Origin of the sequence: Streptomyces sp. NPDC050619 (assembly GCF_040654815.1) — a bacterium.
In the GTDB taxonomy this organism is placed as follows: Bacteria; Actinomycetota; Actinomycetes; order Streptomycetales; family Streptomycetaceae; genus Streptomyces.
In genome coordinates this window covers 190,592-207,303 of the sequence record NZ_JBFAIR010000004.1, presented here as the reverse complement: position 1 = coordinate 207,303, position 16,712 = coordinate 190,592, and the positions used below count along the sequence as shown (strand labels likewise).

The window sequence follows — 16,712 nt, the reverse complement described above, 5'->3', positions numbered from 1 at the left end:
TCGGGGGTGCACTCGTGCGCATAGGACTGCTTACGGAGGGTGGCTATCCGTATGTGAGCGGTGAGGCCAGGCTCTGGTGCGACCGGCTCGTGCGCGGGCTTGAGCAGCACGAGTTCGACATCTACGCGCTCAGCCGCAGCCAGCGCCAGGAGGACGAGGGCTGGATCCCGCTGCCGCCCCAGGTCAGCAGGGTGCGCACGGCACCGCTGTGGACGGCCGAGGACGACGGGGGCGGGTACGGGAGGCGTGCGCGCCGGCGGTTCGCCGAGTGCTACGGCGAGTTGGTGGCCGCCTTGTGTGCGGGGGCTTCCGGGGAGGCGCCGGGCGCGGTGGCGGACCGTTTCGCCAGTGGGCTGTACGGGCTCGCCGAACTGGCCCGCGACGAAGGCGGGCTGTCGGGAGCGCTCCGCTCCGAGGCCGCCGTACGCGCCCTGGAAGGCGCCTGTCGTGCGCCCGGGACCCCCCGGGCAGCGCGCGAGGCGCGCGTACCCGATCTGCTCGCCGTCACCGCGCACCTGGAACGCGCCCTGCGCCCTCTCTCGCTCGACTGGTACGAGGACGACGGCCTCGGCTCCGTCGACCTGTGCCACGCGGCGTCCGGCGGCACGGCGGCCCTGCCCGGGCTGCTCGCGCACCACTTCTGCGGCGTGCCCCTGCTGGTGACCGAGTACGGCGTGCGGCTGCGGACCCACTACCTGACCGGCACGGAGGCCTCGCCCGCCGTACGGGCCCTGCTCACCGCCTTCCACGGCAGACTCGCCGCCGAGATCTACGACCGGGCGGCGATCGTCACGCCCGGCAACGCGCACGCCCGCCGCTGGCAGGAGCGCTGCGGCGCCGACCGCGCCAAGCTCCGTACGGTCTACCCGGGCATGGAGGACTCCCGCTTCACGGAGATCGGCGAATCCCCTCAGTGCGCGGACCCGCACACCCTGGTCTGGGTCGGCCGAGTGGAGCCGGCCAAGGACCTGGTCTCCCTGCTGCACGCCTTCGCCGACATCCGCAAGGAGGAGCTCAAGACCCGCCTGCGGCTCGTCGGCACCGCGTCCGGCCCCGAGGGCGCCGCATACCTCGGCCACTGCAAGGCGCTGGCCGCGCAGCTCTTCCCCGACGAGGCGGAGGGCCCGCACGCTGTCGGCGACAACCCGGTGTCCTTCGAGGAGATCGGCGGCCCGGAGCTGCCGACCCTCGCCGACGCCTACGCCTCAGGCGCCGTGACCGTCCTGCCCAGCGTGGTCGAGGGCTTCCCGATCGGCCTGGTCGAGGCCATGTTCTGCGGCCGCGCGACGGTGTCCACGGACGTCGGCGCGGTCGTGGAGGTCATCGGCGGCACCGGACTCGTCGTGCCCCCGCGCAATCCACGGGCGCTCGCCGAGGCGTGCGTGGCACTGCTGCGCGACCCTGCACGCCGCGAGCGCCTGGGGGCCGCAGCCCGCGCCCGAGCGCTCGAACTGTTCACCGTCGAGCAGAACATCACGGCATTTCACAGCATTTACCTGGAGATCGTCTCGCGTACTCCGGTCCGCCGCGTGGTCCTCGACGCCACCGGCGAACCCCTGCCGTTCGCCGTCCCCGCCGAGGCCCATGTGCCCGGCCGCTGGACGGAGCGCAGGGCACGAGTCCTGGCCCGTGGCGGACCCGGCTGGGCGGCGGGGCCGCCGGTACGGGCCACGACTCCGGTCCCGGCCACGGAGGGAGCATCATGAGCGGACTGGGCGAACTGGACCGCCCCGGAACCCCGAGCGGCGCTTGGGCATGGGACGAACGGTCGGAGGAGTGGCTCACGGCGGAACCGGAGGACCCCGGCACCACGAAGACCGAAGGCCACCCCGCCGGCACGGCCCGCCGCACCGCCGCCGCGGACCCGGTGAAGGCCCTGATGCACCGTCACCGCGACCTCTGCGAGCGGGCCGTCGACCCCCTGGAGATCGCGGCCGGCCTGGAGGCCCACGGCGTCACCGACCGCACCGCCGCACGCTTCCGCCACCGGGACGTCTTCTCCCTGGCCGAGGAGATGTACGCCCGGGTCCCCTGCGACGGCGAAACTCCCACGCCCCCTACCCCGCACTCGGCCCCCCGGCCACGCGCCGACTGGGCCCTGCTCACCCTCCTTCCCGGCGCAGTGTGCACGGCAACAGTCATCGGCCTGCACCTCACCCATGGACAGGCCCGCCTGACGGTAGCCGCCGCGGGCGCCCTCACCACCGTCCTGAGCCTCCGTGCCGCCCTCGCCCGGGGCCCGCTCAGCACCGGAACCCGCACGCACACGACCGGCACCAGCACCTGGACGTACTGGCTCATCGCCTACGCCCTGCTGGGCGACGGCCTGCTCCGCGCGGCCCTCACCGGCGGCCCCGACACCCTGCCCGACGGCTCCGTGAACGCCCCCTGGTCCCTGGTCACCGCCCCCGTCCTGGCCCTCACCTGGGCCTGCGCCCCCGCCGCCTGGAGCGCCCATCTCCTCACCGCACGCGCCCGCTGCAAACTGACGGCCAGTCGAGGCCTGGAGGACTTCGCCGCCTCCGCACGACCACTCCTCCTGGGCACGTTCGCCCTGTTCCTCTGCGCCCTTACCGCCCTCCTTTCCCTCTGCGCCACCGCCCTCAACGAACAACCCCCCTACGCCCAAACCACCACCCTCGGCGCCCTGCTCTTCCTGGCCCGCCTCCTCACCACCCACGGCTTCACCCACGCCCCGGCGGTCATCCTCACCGCCACCGCCACAACCCAGGCAACGGCGCTGGCCACGGTCTTCGCAGCCCGCCTCCCCGGCTGCGACAACCTGTCCACCCCCGTCCAGACCCTCACCGACATCTGGGGCCCGACCAGCATCCAAACCCTCACCTGCGGATTCGGAGCCCTGACCCTCCTGATCCACGCGACGCGCAGACTCACGAGGGCCTCGGCCCATGCCCCGGCGGAGAAGCCATGCTGACGCGGCCAGCACCCCCACGACGCGGCACTCGCCTACGGCGGGCAGGGGACGCGTCGGGGGGTGTCCGCCCGCAGCGGTTGTCGCGTCAACCCGGGCACGTTGGTAGGCGACCGATTCCGCGACGTTCCGAGGACGGACACCCCCCGACGCGTCCCCGACCCCCAGCGCATCCATAGGCGAGACGCGCACCCCCCCTCACCCGCGCAGGCACCCTCGGCCGCCCCCACCACCGGAGGCAACCCGCACCAGGCTCCCCGCCGCAGGCACCCCCCATCCGCCCTAACCGCATCCGGTCCAACCCCCGGCCGCCCCCCACCACCGGAGGCAATCCGAGGCTCCCCGCCGCAGGCATCCCTCCATCCGCCCCCACCGCATTCGGCCCCCACCGCCGGAGGCAACCTCCATCCGCCCTAACCGCATCCGGCCCCACCGCCGGAGGCACCCCCTCCCAAAGGAGACACCTCCATGATCACCTCCCGACCCGAAGCCTCGGCCCCGGGAGCCGCCCGATGAGAGTCCTGCTGATCGGAGCCAACGGCTACCTCGGCCGCTTCGTCGCCGACCGCCTGCTCGCCGACCCGGCCGTCCAGCTCACCGCCCTCGGCCGCGGCGACGACGCCGACGTCCGCTTCGACCTCGCGTCCGGCAGCCCCGGCGCCCTCACCCGCTTCCTCGACGCGGTCCACCCCGGCGTCGTCATCAACTGCGCCGGCGCCACAAGGGGCGGCGCCCGCGACCTCACCCGCCACAACACCGTCGCCGTGGCCACCGTCTGCGAGGCCCTGCGCCGCAGCGGCTGCGGCGCCCGCCTCGTGCAGATCGGCTGCGGCGCCGAGTACGGCCCCAGCCAGCCCGGCTCCTCCACGGCCGAGGACGCCGTCCCACGCCCCGGTGGCCCGTACGGCGTCAGCAAGCTCGCCGCCACCGAACTCGTCCTCGGTTCCGGCCTGGACGCCGTGGTCCTGCGCGTGTTCTCGCCGGCCGGCCCCGGCACCCCGGCCGGCTCCCCGCTCGGCCGCCTCGCCGAAGCCATGCGCCGCGCCATGCAGTCCGGCGACGGCGAACTCAAACTCGGCGGCCTCGGCGCCCAACGCGACTTCGTCGACGTACGCGACGTCGCCCGCGCCGTCCACGCGGCCTCGCTCTCCGCCGCGCAGGGCGTCATCAACATCGGCTCGGGCCGCGCCGTCCGCCTCCGCGACGCCGCCGCAGTCCTCGCGCGCGTCGCCGGATACGGCGGCGCCCTCCACGAACTCGACGGCCCTCCCGGCGCACACCTCAGGCCGACCATCGGCCACCCCCGTACCGAATCCGACCACGCGTCCCCGGTCGCGTACGTGTACCCGGACGGCTGCGGCAGCTGGCAGCAGGCCGATGTCCGCACCGCACGCGACCGGCTCGGCTGGCGGCCCCGGATCAATCTCGAAGAGTCCCTCGCCGACATCTGGATGGAGGCGGCATGTCGCATCTGACCAGGCGGCCCAAACGCAGCACGGCGAGCACAGACCTCGCCACCGGCTTCGGCATCCCCGGTTTCGCGCACCCCCTGGTCGCCCCGGCCGAGTGGGCCGAACCCGCCCGCCCCGGCGCTCCCGTGCACTGGGTCGTCCTCAACGTCGCGGACGGTCCCGGCGCCCGCCCCGACCCGCACTGCCTGGAGGCGGCAGGGCGCCTGCGCAACGCGGGCGTCCGCGTCCTCGGCCACCTCGACACCGCGTACGGTGCCCGCGCCTTCCGGGAGATGATCTCCGACGCCCACCGCTACATCGACTGGTACCAGGTCGACGGCTTCCTGCTGGACCGCTGTCCGGCCGAACGCGCAGAGCTCACCGAGATCCGCCGCACGGTCGCCACACTCCGCGCGCTGCGGGACGACACCCACATCGTCCTCGGCCACGGCATCCACCCGTACCCCGGCTACGCCGAGAACGCCGACCAGTTGGTCACCTTCACCGGCCCGTGGAGCGACTACCGCTGGTCGCAGGTGGCCGAGTGGACCGCCGACTACCCGCCCGAGCGCTTCTGCCACCTCGTGCACGGCCTCCCGCGCGGCCACCTCGACGAGGCGCTGCGCATCGCTCGTTGGCAGGGCGCGGCGACGATCTACTTCACCGACCGCACGGACCGCGGCGGCCGAACCGACCCCTGGCAGACCCTGCCCGGCTACTGGGACACGATCGTCTCGCGGATCGGAACGGGTGTCTCGGAATGAAAATGGCCATGGCACTGTTACGGGAAGAACACCCGTAATGATTGACCGACCAACGGAGTCCCCGTGTCGCTGCCACCCCTGGTCGAGCCGGCCCCCGAGCTCACCGTAGACGAGGTTCGCAGGTACTCCCGCCACCTGATCATCCCCGACGTCGGGATGGACGGGCAGAAGCGGCTGAAGAACGCCAAGGTGCTCTGTGTGGGCGCCGGCGGCCTGGGCTCGCCGGCGCTGATGTACCTGGCCGCGGCGGGCGTGGGCACGCTCGGCATCGTGGAGTTCGACGAGGTCGACGAGTCGAACCTGCAGCGCCAGATCATCCACAGCCAGGCCGACATCGGTCGCTCCAAGGCAGAGTCGGCCCGCGACTCCGTGCTCGGCATCAACCCGTACGTGAACGTGATCCTTCACGAGGAGCGGCTCGAAGCCGACAACGTGATGGACATCTTCAGCCAGTACGACCTGATCGTCGACGGCACGGACAACTTCGCGACCCGCTACCTGGTCAACGACGCCTGCGTGCTGCTGGACAAGCCGTACGTGTGGGGCTCGATCTACCGCTTCGACGGCCAGGCCTCCGTCTTCTGGTCCGAGCACGGCCCCTGCTACCGCTGCCTCTACCCGGAGCCCCCGCCCCCGGGCATGGTCCCCTCCTGCGCCGAGGGCGGTGTCCTGGGCGTGCTGTGCGCGTCCGTCGGCTCCATCCAGGTCACCGAGGCCATCAAGCTCCTCGCCGGCATCGGTGAGCCGCTGGTCGGCCGCCTGATGATCTACGACGCCCTGGAGATGCAGTACCGCCAGGTCAAGGTCCGCAAGGACCCCGACTGCGCGGTCTGCGGCGAGAACCCGACCGTCACCGAGCTCATCGACTACGAGGCCTTCTGTGGCGTCGTCTCCGAGGAGGCCCAGGAGGCGGCCGCCGGTTCGACGATCACTCCCAAGCAGCTCAAGGAGTGGATCGACGACGGCGAGAACATCGAGATCATCGACGTCCGCGAGATCAACGAGTACGAGATCGTCTCCATCCCGGGCGCCAAGCTGATCCCGAAGAACGAGTTCCTCATGGGCACCGCCCTGGAGACCCTCCCGCAGGACAAGAAGATCGTCCTGCACTGCAAGACGGGTGTCCGCAGTGCGGAAGTCCTCGCGGTGCTGAAGTCGGCGGGCTTCTCCGACGCCGTGCACGTCGGCGGCGGCGTGATCGGCTGGGTCAACCAGATCGAGCCGGACAAGCCGGTGTACTGAGCCTCGGCTCGCCCCACTCGGATGTCGGCGGGGGCTTCGGGCGCCATGGGTGCCCGAAGCCCCCGCCGCCGTCATGAGCAGACCTTGCCGTCCTTCGGCACCGTTCCGTTCAGCAAGTACGCGTTCACCGTGGAGTCGACACACTCGCTCCCGCTGCCGTACGCACCGTGGCCCTCGCCCTCCCAGGTGAGCATCACGCCGACGCCCTTGCCCAGTTCGTCGGCCATCTTCCGGGCGCCCTCGTACGGGGTGGCCGGGTCGCCGGTGTTGCCCACCACCAGGATCGGCGCCGCGCCGGGCGCGCTCACCTCCGGGGTGTCGCGCTGGCCGGCCACCGGCCAGTCGTGGCACCAGCCGGCCGTGTCCCAGCCCAGGAAGTCCCCGAACACGGGTGAGATCCTCTCGAATTCCGGCAGCAGCTTCTTCGTCTCCCCGACCGTCGGCCGCTGCTTGTCGTCCAAGCACGATATGACCCGTTGTGAGTGGGTCGTCGTGCCGTAGTGCCCCGCCGGGTCACGCTCGTTGTAGCCGTCGGCGAGTGCCAGCAGTTCCGAACCGTCTCCCTCTTCCGCCGCCCGCAGCGCGCTGGTCAGTGTCGGCCAGCTGTCCTTGCTGTACAGCGGCAGGACGATGCCGGTGACCGCGAGCGTCTGCGTCAGCTCCCGCCCGGACGACGAGGTCGGCAGCGGATCCGCGTCGATCCGCTTCAGCAGGTCCGCGATCTCCCGCGAGCCCTGCGCGGGATCCTGGCCGGTGGACTTGAGGTAGTCGTCCAACGCCCGCTGGAATCCGCGGGCCTGGTTCTCCCCCTGCCCCATCGAGTCGGCGCTCGGGTCGACGACCGCGTCGAGGATCAGCCGTCCCACGTTCTTCGGGAACAAGTGGGCGTAGACGCCGCCGAGTTCGGTGCCGTACGAGATGCCGAAGTAGTGCGTCTTCGTGTCGCCGAGGACCTGGCGCATCAGGTCCATGTCGCGGGCGGTGTCGGTGGTCGAGACGTGCGCCATCAGCTTCCCGGCGGCCTCCTCACAGCCCCTGCCGAAGTCGGCGGCGTCCTGGAAGTACTCCTTCTGCTCGGTCGGGGTGTCCGGTGTGGCGTCGACCGCCTCGGCGGCCTGGATCTCCTTGTCGCTGCGGCAGCGGACGCCCTCGCTGGCGCCCACCCCGCGCGGGTCCCAGCTGACGAGGTCGTAGCGCTCGCGCAGCGGGGAGACGGCGGTGGCGTACGCCGGCATCGTGGACACGCCGGAGGCGCCGGGGCCGCCGAAGTTGAACAGGAGCGAGCCGATGCGGTTGTCGCCCCGGGCCTTGGCGCGGATCAATGCCAGGCCGATCGTCTCGCCGCCCGGCTTCGACCAGTCGAGCGGCACCTTCAGCGTCGCGCACTGCCAGTCGCTGCCCGGCGCGGAGGAGTCGTCGGTGGCCTTGCAGCGTCCCCAGTCGAGCTTCTGCGAGGTCAGCGACGAGGGCAGCTCGGCGCCAGTCGCGGTGGAGGCACCGGCTGACGGCCGGCCCGTGCCGGTCTCCTCGCCGCCCTTGTCGTCACCGGACGAGCCACTGCTGCAGCCCGCCACCAGCACTGCGGCGGCGGCTCCCAGGGCCGTCCATCGTACGAATCGCGTCATCCCACTTCCCCCCTCGCAGGCCGTCCGCCTCGTGCCGCGGATGGCTGTCAGGCCATAGTAGGCGGACCGCGCGACAGCCGTAGCGGCCTGTGGATAACCCTTTGACCTGCAACTTCTCCCGAAATGCGGGTTCAGGAACAGACGGTGCCGGCCGCGGGAACCCTCCCGTCCAGCAGATAACCGTTCACCGCGTCCCGCACACACTTGTTCTTGCTGTCGTACGCCCCGTGCCCCTGGCCCTTGTACGTCAGTTCGACGCCGACGCCCTTGCCCAGCGCGTTCGCCATCTTCCGCGCGCCCTCGTACGGCGTGGCCGGGTCTCCGGTGTTGCCCACGACGAGGATCGGCGCGGACCCGGGCGCGCTGACGTCCGCGTGATCGGCTGCGCCCGCCACCGCCCAGTCGGTGCAGCCGACCATGCCCCAGGCCAGGAAGTCGCCGAACAGGGGAGAGGCGGCGCGGAACTCGGGCAGCTTCCGTTCCACCTGGTCCGCGGTGTAACGCGGCTTCTCGTCGGCGCAGTTGATGGAGACGTTGGCCGCGGTGAGGTTGCTGTACTCGCCGTTCTCGTTGCGCCCGTTCAGCGAGTCGGACAGCGCCATCAGGATCTGGCCGTTCCCGTCGTACGCCTGGTCCAGGCCCTGGGTGAGGTACTCCCAGAAGTCCGGCGAGTACAGGGCCTGCACGATGCCGTTGGTCGCTGTCGACTGGGTCAGCTCGCGCGGGAAGATGCCCTCGATCGGCTTGCTGTCGAGGTCCTTGAGCAGCTTGGCGATGCGGTCCTTGACGTCCTGCGCGCTGTCGCCGATCGGGCAGTCCTCGGTCTTCGACGCGCAGTCCTCGGCGAAGTTGTCGAGCGCGAGCTGGAAGCCCTCGGCCTGATCGAGCGTGCCCTGCTCGGGGGTCTGCGTCGGGTCGACGACCGCGTCGAAGACCGCGCGGCCGACGTTCTTCGGGAACAAGTGGGCGTAGACGCCGCCGAGTTCGGTGCCGTACGAGATGCCGAAGTAGTGCAGCTTCTCGTCGCCGAGGACCTGGCGCGTCAAGTCCATGTCGCGGGCCGCGTCGGTGGTGCGCACATGCGGAAGGATCTTCTCCGAGTTCGCCCGGCAGGCCGCGTTGAACTCCTGGGTGATCTCCAGGAGCTTGGCGCGCTCGGCCGCGTCGTCGGGTGTCGCGTCCTGCTGGAAGTACGCGTCGAGCTGTGGGTCGTTCACGCACTCCACGGGGGCGCTGCGGCCCACCCCGCGCGGGTCGAAGCTCACCAGGTCGTAGCGGGTGCGCAGGGTGGCGTAGTCCTCGCCGAAGGCGGGCAGCGTGGTGATGCCCGAGCCGCCGGGGCCGCCGAAGTTGAAGATGAGCGAGCCGATGCGCTCGCTCTCCTCACCGCTCGCCTCCGCCCGGATCAGCGCGAGCTTGATCGTGTCGCCCTTGGGCTTGTTCCAGTCGAGGGGGGCCTTCAGGGTGGCGCACTGCCACTCGTCGCCGTTCGGCAGGGGAGAGGGGGCATCACCGCCGCCCTCCGCCACGGACGGCGCCGGGCAGTCCTTCCAGCTCAGTTTCTGGGCCGTCAGATCCTCGTCCTGGGAGTCGTCGCCACAGCCCGCCAGCACTGAGGACAGCAGAAGGGCGGTGGCAGTCAGGGTGGCGACGCGCAGTCGGGGATTCGGCATGATCCCCATCCTGCGGTCGCGCACGGTGACACGCTCGGGGCGCGAGCCGTCCGAGGTACGCCGCCTACGGCCGTCGTATTACAGGGCGCCTTTGCGTGTGAGGTGGTTGAAGTAGAGCCAGCCCGGCAGCACCGGCAGCCACAGGGTCAGCAGTCGGAACAGGAGCACCGCCGGCGCGGCGACCTCCTTGGGGAGGCCGACGCCGATCAGACCAAGTGTCAGGGTCGCCTCGACCGCGCCCACGCCGCCCGGGGTCGGGGCCGCGGAACCGAGCGCGTTGCCGGCGAGGAAGACGACAGCGACGCTGGCGATGCTGAGCGAGGTCGTCTCGTCGCCGAACGCCCGGATCGACGCGTCCAGGCACATCACGAAGCAGGCCGTCAGGAGCAGCATGCCGCCGATGCCGGCGATCAGCTTCTGCGGCCGCTGGAGCACGTCGAGCATGCGCGGCACGACACCCGCGAACAGCGACCTTACGCGCGTGACGACGAATTTCCGCATGAACGGCACCGAGGTCACCACGAGCACGAGCACCGCCACCGTCAGCAGACCCGCGATGACGGTCCGGGACGGTGACAGCGACGGGGTTTTCTCGGTGCCGGTGAGATAGCCGAAGGACAGCAGCATCAGGATGTGGCAGCCGAGCCCGAACAGCTGCGACGCGCCGACGCTCGCCACCGCGAGCCCCGGCCGCACCCCGGAGCGCTGCAGGAAGCGCGTGTTGAGGGCGACGCCGCCCACCGCGGCCGGCGCGACGATCTTCACGAAGGACCCGGCGACCTGTGCCGCGACCGCGCGCAGGAACGGCACCCGCTCGGGCACGAAGCCCAGCAGGGCCATCGCCGCCGCGAAGTAGCTCGCCGCGGAGAAGGCCACGGCGGCGATCACCCAGCCCCACTCGGCGTTGGCGATGAGAGGGCCGAACTCGATGTGCGTGAGCTGCGTCAGCAGGAAGTACGCGCCGATGGCACCGGCGATGAAGCTCATCAGCGTGCGCGGCCGCACCCGCTCCAGCCGGGCCGGCTCGACCGGTGCCTGCGGCCTGATCAGCAGCACCTGATGGCGGATCTGAGTGAGCAGATCCTCCTCGCGCGCCTCGTCCAGGGCCTCGTCGATGGCCCGCTTCTCGGCCCTGGCTTCCGCTCGCACGGCCTTCTTGTCGGGCTTTTCGAGTAGTACGGGCCCGGTCTCGTCCGCAGGCGAGTCCAGACGGGCCTGCTTGGCGTGATGGGACGCCTCCAGGACCGCCTCGCGCTCGCGCTCGGCCCGCTCCCGGGCCAGTCTGCGCAGCGTCGCGCGCGTGGAGCGGCTCAGCGCGATGGGTTGCAGCATCGGCAGGCAGTCGGCCACGGCGTCGGGACCGAGCACGTTCAGCGCCGCGGTCACCGCGCGTTGGGCGCCCACCCGCAGGCCGAGCGTCACCAGCAGCTGGGAGATGTCCATGCGCAACAGCAGGTCGCCGGCCGCGATCTCGCCGACGCGCAGGTCGGTGAGGATCACTGTGCCGGAACGATCCACCAGGATCGCGTCGCCCACGAGCCTGCGATGGGCGATGCGCCGGGACTGCAGGGCCCGCACCTGGTGCCAGGTGTCGCTCAGCAACTCGTCGGTGATCTCCTCGTCCGGCAGCGAGTCGAGCGTGCGCCCGCCGGAGTGCTCGTAGATGAGCATCACCGCGTCGGGGCCCAGTTCGGAGGTCGCGATCAGCTTGGGCGCGTTGGCGCCGGCCGCGATGGCCGCGTACGCGAGCAGCGCCTCCTGCTCCAGCGCCTGCCGCAGCGACTGGAGGCTGCTGCGGGTGGCAAAGCCGCGCAGCGTCAGATTGCGCCAGGCGCGGTAGAAGAAGCCCTGTGCCTGCTGCTCCCGGTCGACCACCGTCACGTCCAGCGGCGGACCGTCCTCCAGCGTGACGAAGTAGCGCCGGCCGCGGTCGCCGGTCTCCGGTGTCTCCGCCACCTCCTCGCGGGCCGCGCTCACCGGGTGGAAGCCGACGGTCCGCAGGCCCGCCATCAGGTTCCGTCCGGTGGGACGGACGTTGGGCGAGCCGACCGCGTACAGCGTGCCGTAGGCCACGGTCCAGCCGATCAGCACCGTCAGGATGATCGAGAACGGTGTCGTGTAGCCGGTGACGAGCATCGAGAACGCGTCGAGGAGCAGCACGATCCACAGCACGGCCCGCCAGCGCGGCCTGCGCGACATGCCGACGGCCGTCATATAGGCGATGACGGGGGCCAGATAGCCGTGCACCGGGTCGGTGAGGGCGTGGATGTCGCCGGGGGAGGGCTGGGTCAGCGCCTCCTGGATCGAGTCGGGGGCGGCCTTGGCGACCCACAGGTCGGTGGCGAGGGTCACTCCGTGGGCGAGGACGGCCGCGAGGACGCCGTCGGCGATGCGCAGCCCGTCGCGTTTGATCAGCCGCTCGATCGCGAACGCGACCGGCACCAGAAGGATCGCGATGCTGGAGGCCAGCCCCGCGATCTTGATGAGCAGATCGGGGGCCTGCCCGGTGCCCTTGTTGATGTCCTGTTCGAGACCCGAGGTGGTCCCGTGCGCGAACGCGGCGATCCCGAGGAGCACGGCGACGGCCAGGACGCCGACCATGAGCCGCATGAGGTCCGAGGGCCGGTGCACGCGCGCGGGGAGCAGCGGTTCGTCACCCTCGACCTCGTCGGCGTATACCTCGTCCGGGTCGTCCGTGTCCGGCGACTGCTTCCCGTCGGCCGCCTCCTGGTCGACGTCCTTCCGACTGCCCTCTTCGGGGTCCACCGTGTCCGCCTCGCCGGTGTCCGGGCGCGACGAAGCCGCAGAGGTGCTCTCCGCATCCTCGGGGTGCACACCCTGCTGCTTCATCGTCTCTTCTTGGTCTCGTATCACCGGTCACCGCCCGCACGATGGTGGCATGCCCCACCGACACACGGGGGCATCAGGGTGCATGTGCGGGGCCGCACAGTCTGCCCCAAGCCTCGGCCCGGAGCGAGGGATACGCACGGTGGCGAGCCCGTCACAGTGTCGGTGGGGTGGGGCAAGATGGTGGGGATGAGCGAGGAGAGCTTTCCGGAGGACGTCCGTGCGGAGCACGCGGACGCGCTGCCCGAGTACGCCGAGCGCGTCCTGGACGCCACCGAGCGGATCCCGCCCGGGCGCGTCATGACGTACGGGGACGTCGCCGAGTGGCTGGAGGAGGGCGGCCCCCGTCAGGTGGGCCGTGTCATGTCCCTCTACGGGGGAGCCGTTCCGTGGTGGCGCGTCGTCCGCGCGGACGGTGCGCTGCTGCCGGGGCACGAACTGGAGGCGCTCGGCCAGTACCGCTCGGAGGGTACGCCCCTGAAGGAGGCAGGCAGGGCCGCCGAGGGCCACCTGCCGCGGGTCGACATGAGACGAGCGCGGTGGGACGGCGGCGAACGCGCGGAAGGTCACACTTGACAGCTTCCGCCATCGGGCGGTCCCACGGGCACCCCGACGGCCATACGGGGGAAACAGGGCACGTCCGTGGCATGGCGTACGTTCGAGGGGCGAGGGACATGCGTGTCGCGAGTGACGTGAGGGAAGAAGCGGAAGCCCTGCTTCCGTACTGTCCGTCGGCGTAGCGTCGCCTGCGCGCATCCCCCTCACCCCCCGGCCACCGCCCTCCCCGCGCGGCGGTCCTTCCAACAGCACACCCTCCAGGACCGGCGAACCACGTGAGCTCCTCTTCCTCCATCAGGCGCCTGTCGCACCCCCAGGTGCGACAGGGGAGCCGTGGCGCTTACCGACTGGTGCGTACCCCGCCGGCCCGCGTGGATCCCCCTCGTCTGGACGCCGCACAGCGCTCCGTGGTTGACCACCGGGTTGGTCCGCTGCTCGTCCTCGCAGGTCCGGGCACGGGCAAGACCACCACGCTCGTCGAGTCGGTGGCCGCGCGGATCGCCCGGGGCGGGGACCCCGCGCGCGTGCTGGTTCTGACGTTCAGCCGCAAGGCCGCCGTCGAGCTGCGTGACCGCATGGCCCTGCGCATAGGAGCCGCCCACGCGCCCCAGGCGACCACCTTCCACTCCTTCTGCTACGCCCTGGTCCGCGCTCACCAGGACAGCGACCTGTTCGTGGAGCCGCTACGCCTTCTGTCCGGTCCCGAACAAGACGTCGCCGTCCGCGAACTGCTCGCGGGCCAGCCCGACCTGGAGCGGCTCGGCCACGCGCACGTGCGCTGGCCGGACGATCTGCGGGCCTGCCTGACCACCCGCGGCTTCGCCGACGAGGTCCGCGCGGTCCTGGCCCGCAGCCGCGAACTGGGCCTGGGCCCAGGGGCTCTGGACGCCTTCGCCCGCCGCATCGGACGACCGGACTGGCGCGCCGCGGCCGCCTTCCTCGCCGAGTACCTCGACGTCCTCGACATGCAGGGCGTACTCGACTACGCCGAACTGGTCCACCGCGCGGTGCTCCTCGCCCGCCGCCCCGAGGTCGCCGAGCGGCTCGCCGCGCAGTACGACGCCGTCTTCGTCGACGAGTACCAGGACACCGACCCGGCACAGGTACGGCTGCTGCACGCCCTCGCCGGCGGCGGGCGGACCCTCGTCGCCTTCGGCGATCCCGACCAGTCGATCTACGCCTTCCGCGGCGCGGACGTGAACGGCATCCTGGACTTCCCGCAGACCTTCCCGCGCGCGGACGGCCGCCCGGCGCCCGTCGAGGTCCTGCGGACCTCCCGCCGCTCCGGAGCCGCCCTGCTGGCCGCGACCCGGCTGCTGACCCAGCGCATGCCGCTGACCCGCCTGCCGACCGACAAGGTGCGCGCCCACCGCGAGCTCGCTCCGGTACGGGACGGCGGCCGCGTCGAGGTCTACACGTACCCGACACCCGGCACCGAGCTGGACAACATCGCCGACATCCTGCGCAGGGCACATCTGGAGGACGGCGTCCCCTGGGGCGAGATGGCCGTCCTGGTGCGCGCCGGATCGCGCACCATCCCGACGGTCCGCCGCGCGCTCACCGCGGCCGGCGTCCCCCTGGACATCGACGGCGACGACCTGCCCCTGCGCCAGGAGCCCGCGGTAGCACCGCTGCTGACGGCGCTGCGGGCGGTGGCCACGGCGGAGGCCACGCGGCAGGCCGAGGAAGCGGCTCCCTCCGATGAGTCCGCAGAGCTGGAGCCGGACACCTCCTGGCTCGACACCGAAACCGCCCTGACCCTGCTCGCCTCCCCCCTCGCGGGCATGGACGCCGCAGACCTGCGCCGCCTCGGCCGCGCCCTGCGCGACGAGGAGCGGGCCGCGGGCGACGCCCTCCCGCCGCCCTCGGACGAACTCCTCGCCCGGGCGCTGGCCGAGCCGGAACGCCTGGTCGCCCACGACCCCGCGTACGCGCGTGGCGCCCAGCGGCTCGGAGCGCTGCTCAGAAAGGCCCGTGAGCGCCTCGCCGGCGGCGGTACGGCCGAAGAGGCGCTGTGGGACCTCTGGGAGGGCACGCCGTGGCCCTCCCGCCTGGAGCGGGCCGCCCGGCGCGGCGGCGCGGCCGGACGCAACGCCGACCGGGACCTGGACGCCGTGTGCGCGCTGTTCGCGACGGCCGCGCGCGCGGAGGAACGCACCGGCGGCCGGGGCGCCCTGAACTTCCTGGAGGAGATCGACGCCGAGGACATCGCCGCCGACACGCTCACGCGGCGTGCCGTACGCCCCGACGCCGTCCGCCTGATGACCGCGCACCGTGCCAAGGGCCTTCAGTGGGGGCTCGTCGTGGTCGCGGGCGTCCAGGAGGGCCTGTGGCCGGACCTGCGCCGCCGCGGTTCCCTCCTGGAGGCCGACCGCATCGGCCGCGACGGACTCGCCGAACCGCTCACCCCGGGGGCGCTGCTCGCCGAGGAGCGCCGCCTGTTCTACGTGGCCGCCACGCGCGCGCGTGAACGTCTCGTCGTCACCGCGGTGAAGGCCCCCGCGGACGACGGCGACCAGCCCTCCCGCTTCCTGACCGAACTCGGCGTCGAACCCAGGGACGTCACCGGCCGCCCCCGCCGCCCGCTGTCCGTCCCCGCACTCGTCGCCGAACTCCGCGCCACCACCGTCGACCCGCGCGTCTCGGACACCCTCAGGGAGGCCGCCGCCCGCCGGCTGGCCCGCCTCGCCGCGCTCGCCGACGAGGACGGCCGGCCGCTGGTGCCGTCCGCCCACCCCTACCGCTGGTGGGGCATGTACGAGCCGACCGAGAGCAAGGTGCCGCTGCGGGACCGCGATCAGCCCGTGGTGCTCTCCGGCAGCGCCCTCGACCAGCTCGCCAACACCTGTGCTCTGCAATGGTTCCTGGGCCGCGAGGTGAAGGCCGACGCACCCGCGACGGTCGCCCAGGGCTTCGGCAACGTGGTGCACGTCCTCGCCGACGAGGTCGCCTCCGGGCACACCCCGGCCGATCTCGCCGTCCTCATGGAGCGCCTCGACTCCGTGTGGAACGCCCTCGCCTTCGACGCGCCGTGGAAGTCGGCGCAGGAGAAGGAGAACGCGCGCGTGGCGCTCGAACGCTTCCTGAAGTGGCACGTGATGGACCGCACCGGGCGCACGCCGGTGGCGAGCGAACACGACTTCGACGTCACCCTCGAAGCGGGCGACTACGAGGTCCGCATCCGTGGCTCCATGGACCGCGTGGAGGCAGACGGCGAGGGCCGCGCCTACGTCGTCGACTTCAAGACCGGCAAGCAGGCCCCCAGCGCCGCCGAGGTGGAGCACCATCCCCAGCTCGCCGTCTACCAGCTCGCCGTCCGCGAGGGCGCCGTCGACGAGGCCTTCGACGGAGTGCGCCCCGAGCCGGGCGGCGCCGAACTCGTCCAGCTGCGCCAGGGCGCCGCCAAGCGGGACGGCGGCGAGAGCCTGCCCAAGGTGCAGGCGCAGGATCCCATTGAGGGGGCGGCAGGGGAGTGGGTCGGCGACCTGCTGGCCACGGCCGCCGGCAAGGTCCTCGACGAGCGGTTCACACCGAGCGCCGGTCAGCACTGTGCGCACTGCGCGTTCCGGGCGTCCTGCAGCGCGCGGCCCGAGGGACGCCACGTGGTCGAGTAACGCACG

The 16,712-nt window shown here is 72.1% G+C and carries 10 protein-coding genes; 7 read left to right on the top strand and 3 right to left on the bottom strand.

Annotation, left to right across the window (positions count from 1 at the left end):
* Window positions 1-14 precede the first annotated feature (14 nt).
* The 5 genes from AB0I77_RS09285 to moeZ all read left to right on the top strand — a co-directional run bounded on the left by AB0I77_RS09285 (window position 15) and on the right by moeZ (window position 6,389).
* Window positions 15-1,706 (top strand): DUF3492 domain-containing protein, encoded by a 1,692-nt coding sequence (locus AB0I77_RS09285; RefSeq protein ID WP_363281774.1) that lies wholly within the window; start codon window positions 15-17, stop codon window positions 1,704-1,706.
* Window positions 1,703-2,935 (top strand): hypothetical protein, encoded by a 1,233-nt coding sequence (locus AB0I77_RS09280; RefSeq protein WP_363281773.1) that lies wholly within the window; start codon window positions 1,703-1,705, stop codon window positions 2,933-2,935. Before AB0I77_RS09285 ends, AB0I77_RS09280 begins: the two co-directional genes overlap by 4 nt.
* A 509-nt stretch (window positions 2,936-3,444) precedes the next feature.
* On the top strand, window positions 3,445-4,407 hold the full coding sequence (locus tag AB0I77_RS09275; RefSeq protein WP_363281772.1) for an NAD-dependent epimerase/dehydratase family protein: 963 nt from the start codon (window positions 3,445-3,447) through the stop codon (window positions 4,405-4,407).
* Complete coding sequence (locus AB0I77_RS09270; RefSeq protein ID WP_363281771.1) at window positions 4,395-5,147, top strand: spherulation-specific family 4 protein; 753 nt, start codon at window positions 4,395-4,397, stop codon at window positions 5,145-5,147. The genes AB0I77_RS09275 and AB0I77_RS09270 overlap by 13 nt, the downstream gene beginning before the upstream one ends.
* 63 nt (window positions 5,148-5,210) lie before the next feature.
* A complete protein-coding gene (gene moeZ / locus AB0I77_RS09265) occupies window positions 5,211-6,389 on the top strand; it encodes an adenylyltransferase/sulfurtransferase MoeZ (RefSeq protein ID WP_363281770.1) in 1,179 nt (392 codons plus the stop codon).
* Between the two features lie 71 nt (window positions 6,390-6,460).
* On the opposite strand, the gene AB0I77_RS09260 is transcribed toward moeZ, so the two are convergent.
* The 3 genes from AB0I77_RS09260 to AB0I77_RS09250 all read right to left on the bottom strand — a co-directional run bounded on the left by AB0I77_RS09260 (window position 6,461) and on the right by AB0I77_RS09250 (window position 12,537).
* On the bottom strand, window positions 6,461-8,014 hold the full coding sequence (locus AB0I77_RS09260) for an alpha/beta hydrolase (RefSeq protein WP_363281769.1): 1,554 nt from the start codon (window positions 8,012-8,014) through the stop codon (window positions 6,461-6,463).
* A 131-nt stretch (window positions 8,015-8,145) separates the two neighbouring features.
* Window positions 8,146-9,687 carry an alpha/beta hydrolase gene (locus tag AB0I77_RS09255; protein ID WP_363281768.1) on the bottom strand — a complete coding sequence of 514 codons (1,542 nt, stop codon included), beginning with the start codon at window positions 9,685-9,687 and terminating at the stop codon, window positions 8,146-8,148.
* A 78-nt stretch (window positions 9,688-9,765) separates the two neighbouring features.
* Window positions 9,766-12,537 (bottom strand): lysylphosphatidylglycerol synthase transmembrane domain-containing protein, encoded by a 2,772-nt coding sequence (locus AB0I77_RS09250; protein ID WP_363281767.1) that lies wholly within the window; start codon window positions 12,535-12,537, stop codon window positions 9,766-9,768.
* Between the two features lie 186 nt (window positions 12,538-12,723).
* Here AB0I77_RS09250 and AB0I77_RS09245 point away from each other — a divergent pair, with 186 nt between their 5' ends.
* Together AB0I77_RS09245 and AB0I77_RS09240 are read left to right on the top strand one after the other, a co-directional pair.
* A complete protein-coding gene (locus AB0I77_RS09245) occupies window positions 12,724-13,110 on the top strand; it encodes an MGMT family protein (RefSeq protein ID WP_363281766.1) in 387 nt (128 codons plus the stop codon).
* A 257-nt stretch (window positions 13,111-13,367) separates the two neighbouring features.
* Window positions 13,368-16,706 carry an ATP-dependent DNA helicase gene (locus AB0I77_RS09240; RefSeq protein ID WP_363281765.1) on the top strand — a complete coding sequence of 1,113 codons (3,339 nt, stop codon included), beginning with the start codon at window positions 13,368-13,370 and terminating at the stop codon, window positions 16,704-16,706.
* Window positions 16,707-16,712 lie beyond the last annotated feature (6 nt).

What these genes read in the sequence shown, in the direction of transcription:
- AB0I77_RS09250 (WP_363281767.1), bottom strand. Translation starts at nt 12,537, where the DNA reads ATGAAGCAGCAGGGTGTGCACCCCGAGGATGCGGAGAGCACCTCTGCG.
- AB0I77_RS09255 (WP_363281768.1), bottom strand. Translation starts at nt 9,687, where the DNA reads ATGCCGAATCCCCGACTGCGCGTCGCCACCCTGACTGCCACCGCCCTT.
- AB0I77_RS09260 (WP_363281769.1), bottom strand. Translation starts at nt 8,014, where the DNA reads ATGACGCGATTCGTACGATGGACGGCCCTGGGAGCCGCCGCCGCAGTG.
- AB0I77_RS09245 (WP_363281766.1), top strand. Translation starts at nt 12,724, where the DNA reads ATGAGCGAGGAGAGCTTTCCGGAGGACGTCCGTGCGGAGCACGCGGAC.
- AB0I77_RS09270 (WP_363281771.1), top strand. Translation starts at nt 4,395, where the DNA reads ATGTCGCATCTGACCAGGCGGCCCAAACGCAGCACGGCGAGCACAGAC.
- AB0I77_RS09280 (WP_363281773.1), top strand. Translation starts at nt 1,703, where the DNA reads ATGAGCGGACTGGGCGAACTGGACCGCCCCGGAACCCCGAGCGGCGCT.
- AB0I77_RS09275 (WP_363281772.1), top strand. Translation starts at nt 3,445, where the DNA reads ATGAGAGTCCTGCTGATCGGAGCCAACGGCTACCTCGGCCGCTTCGTC.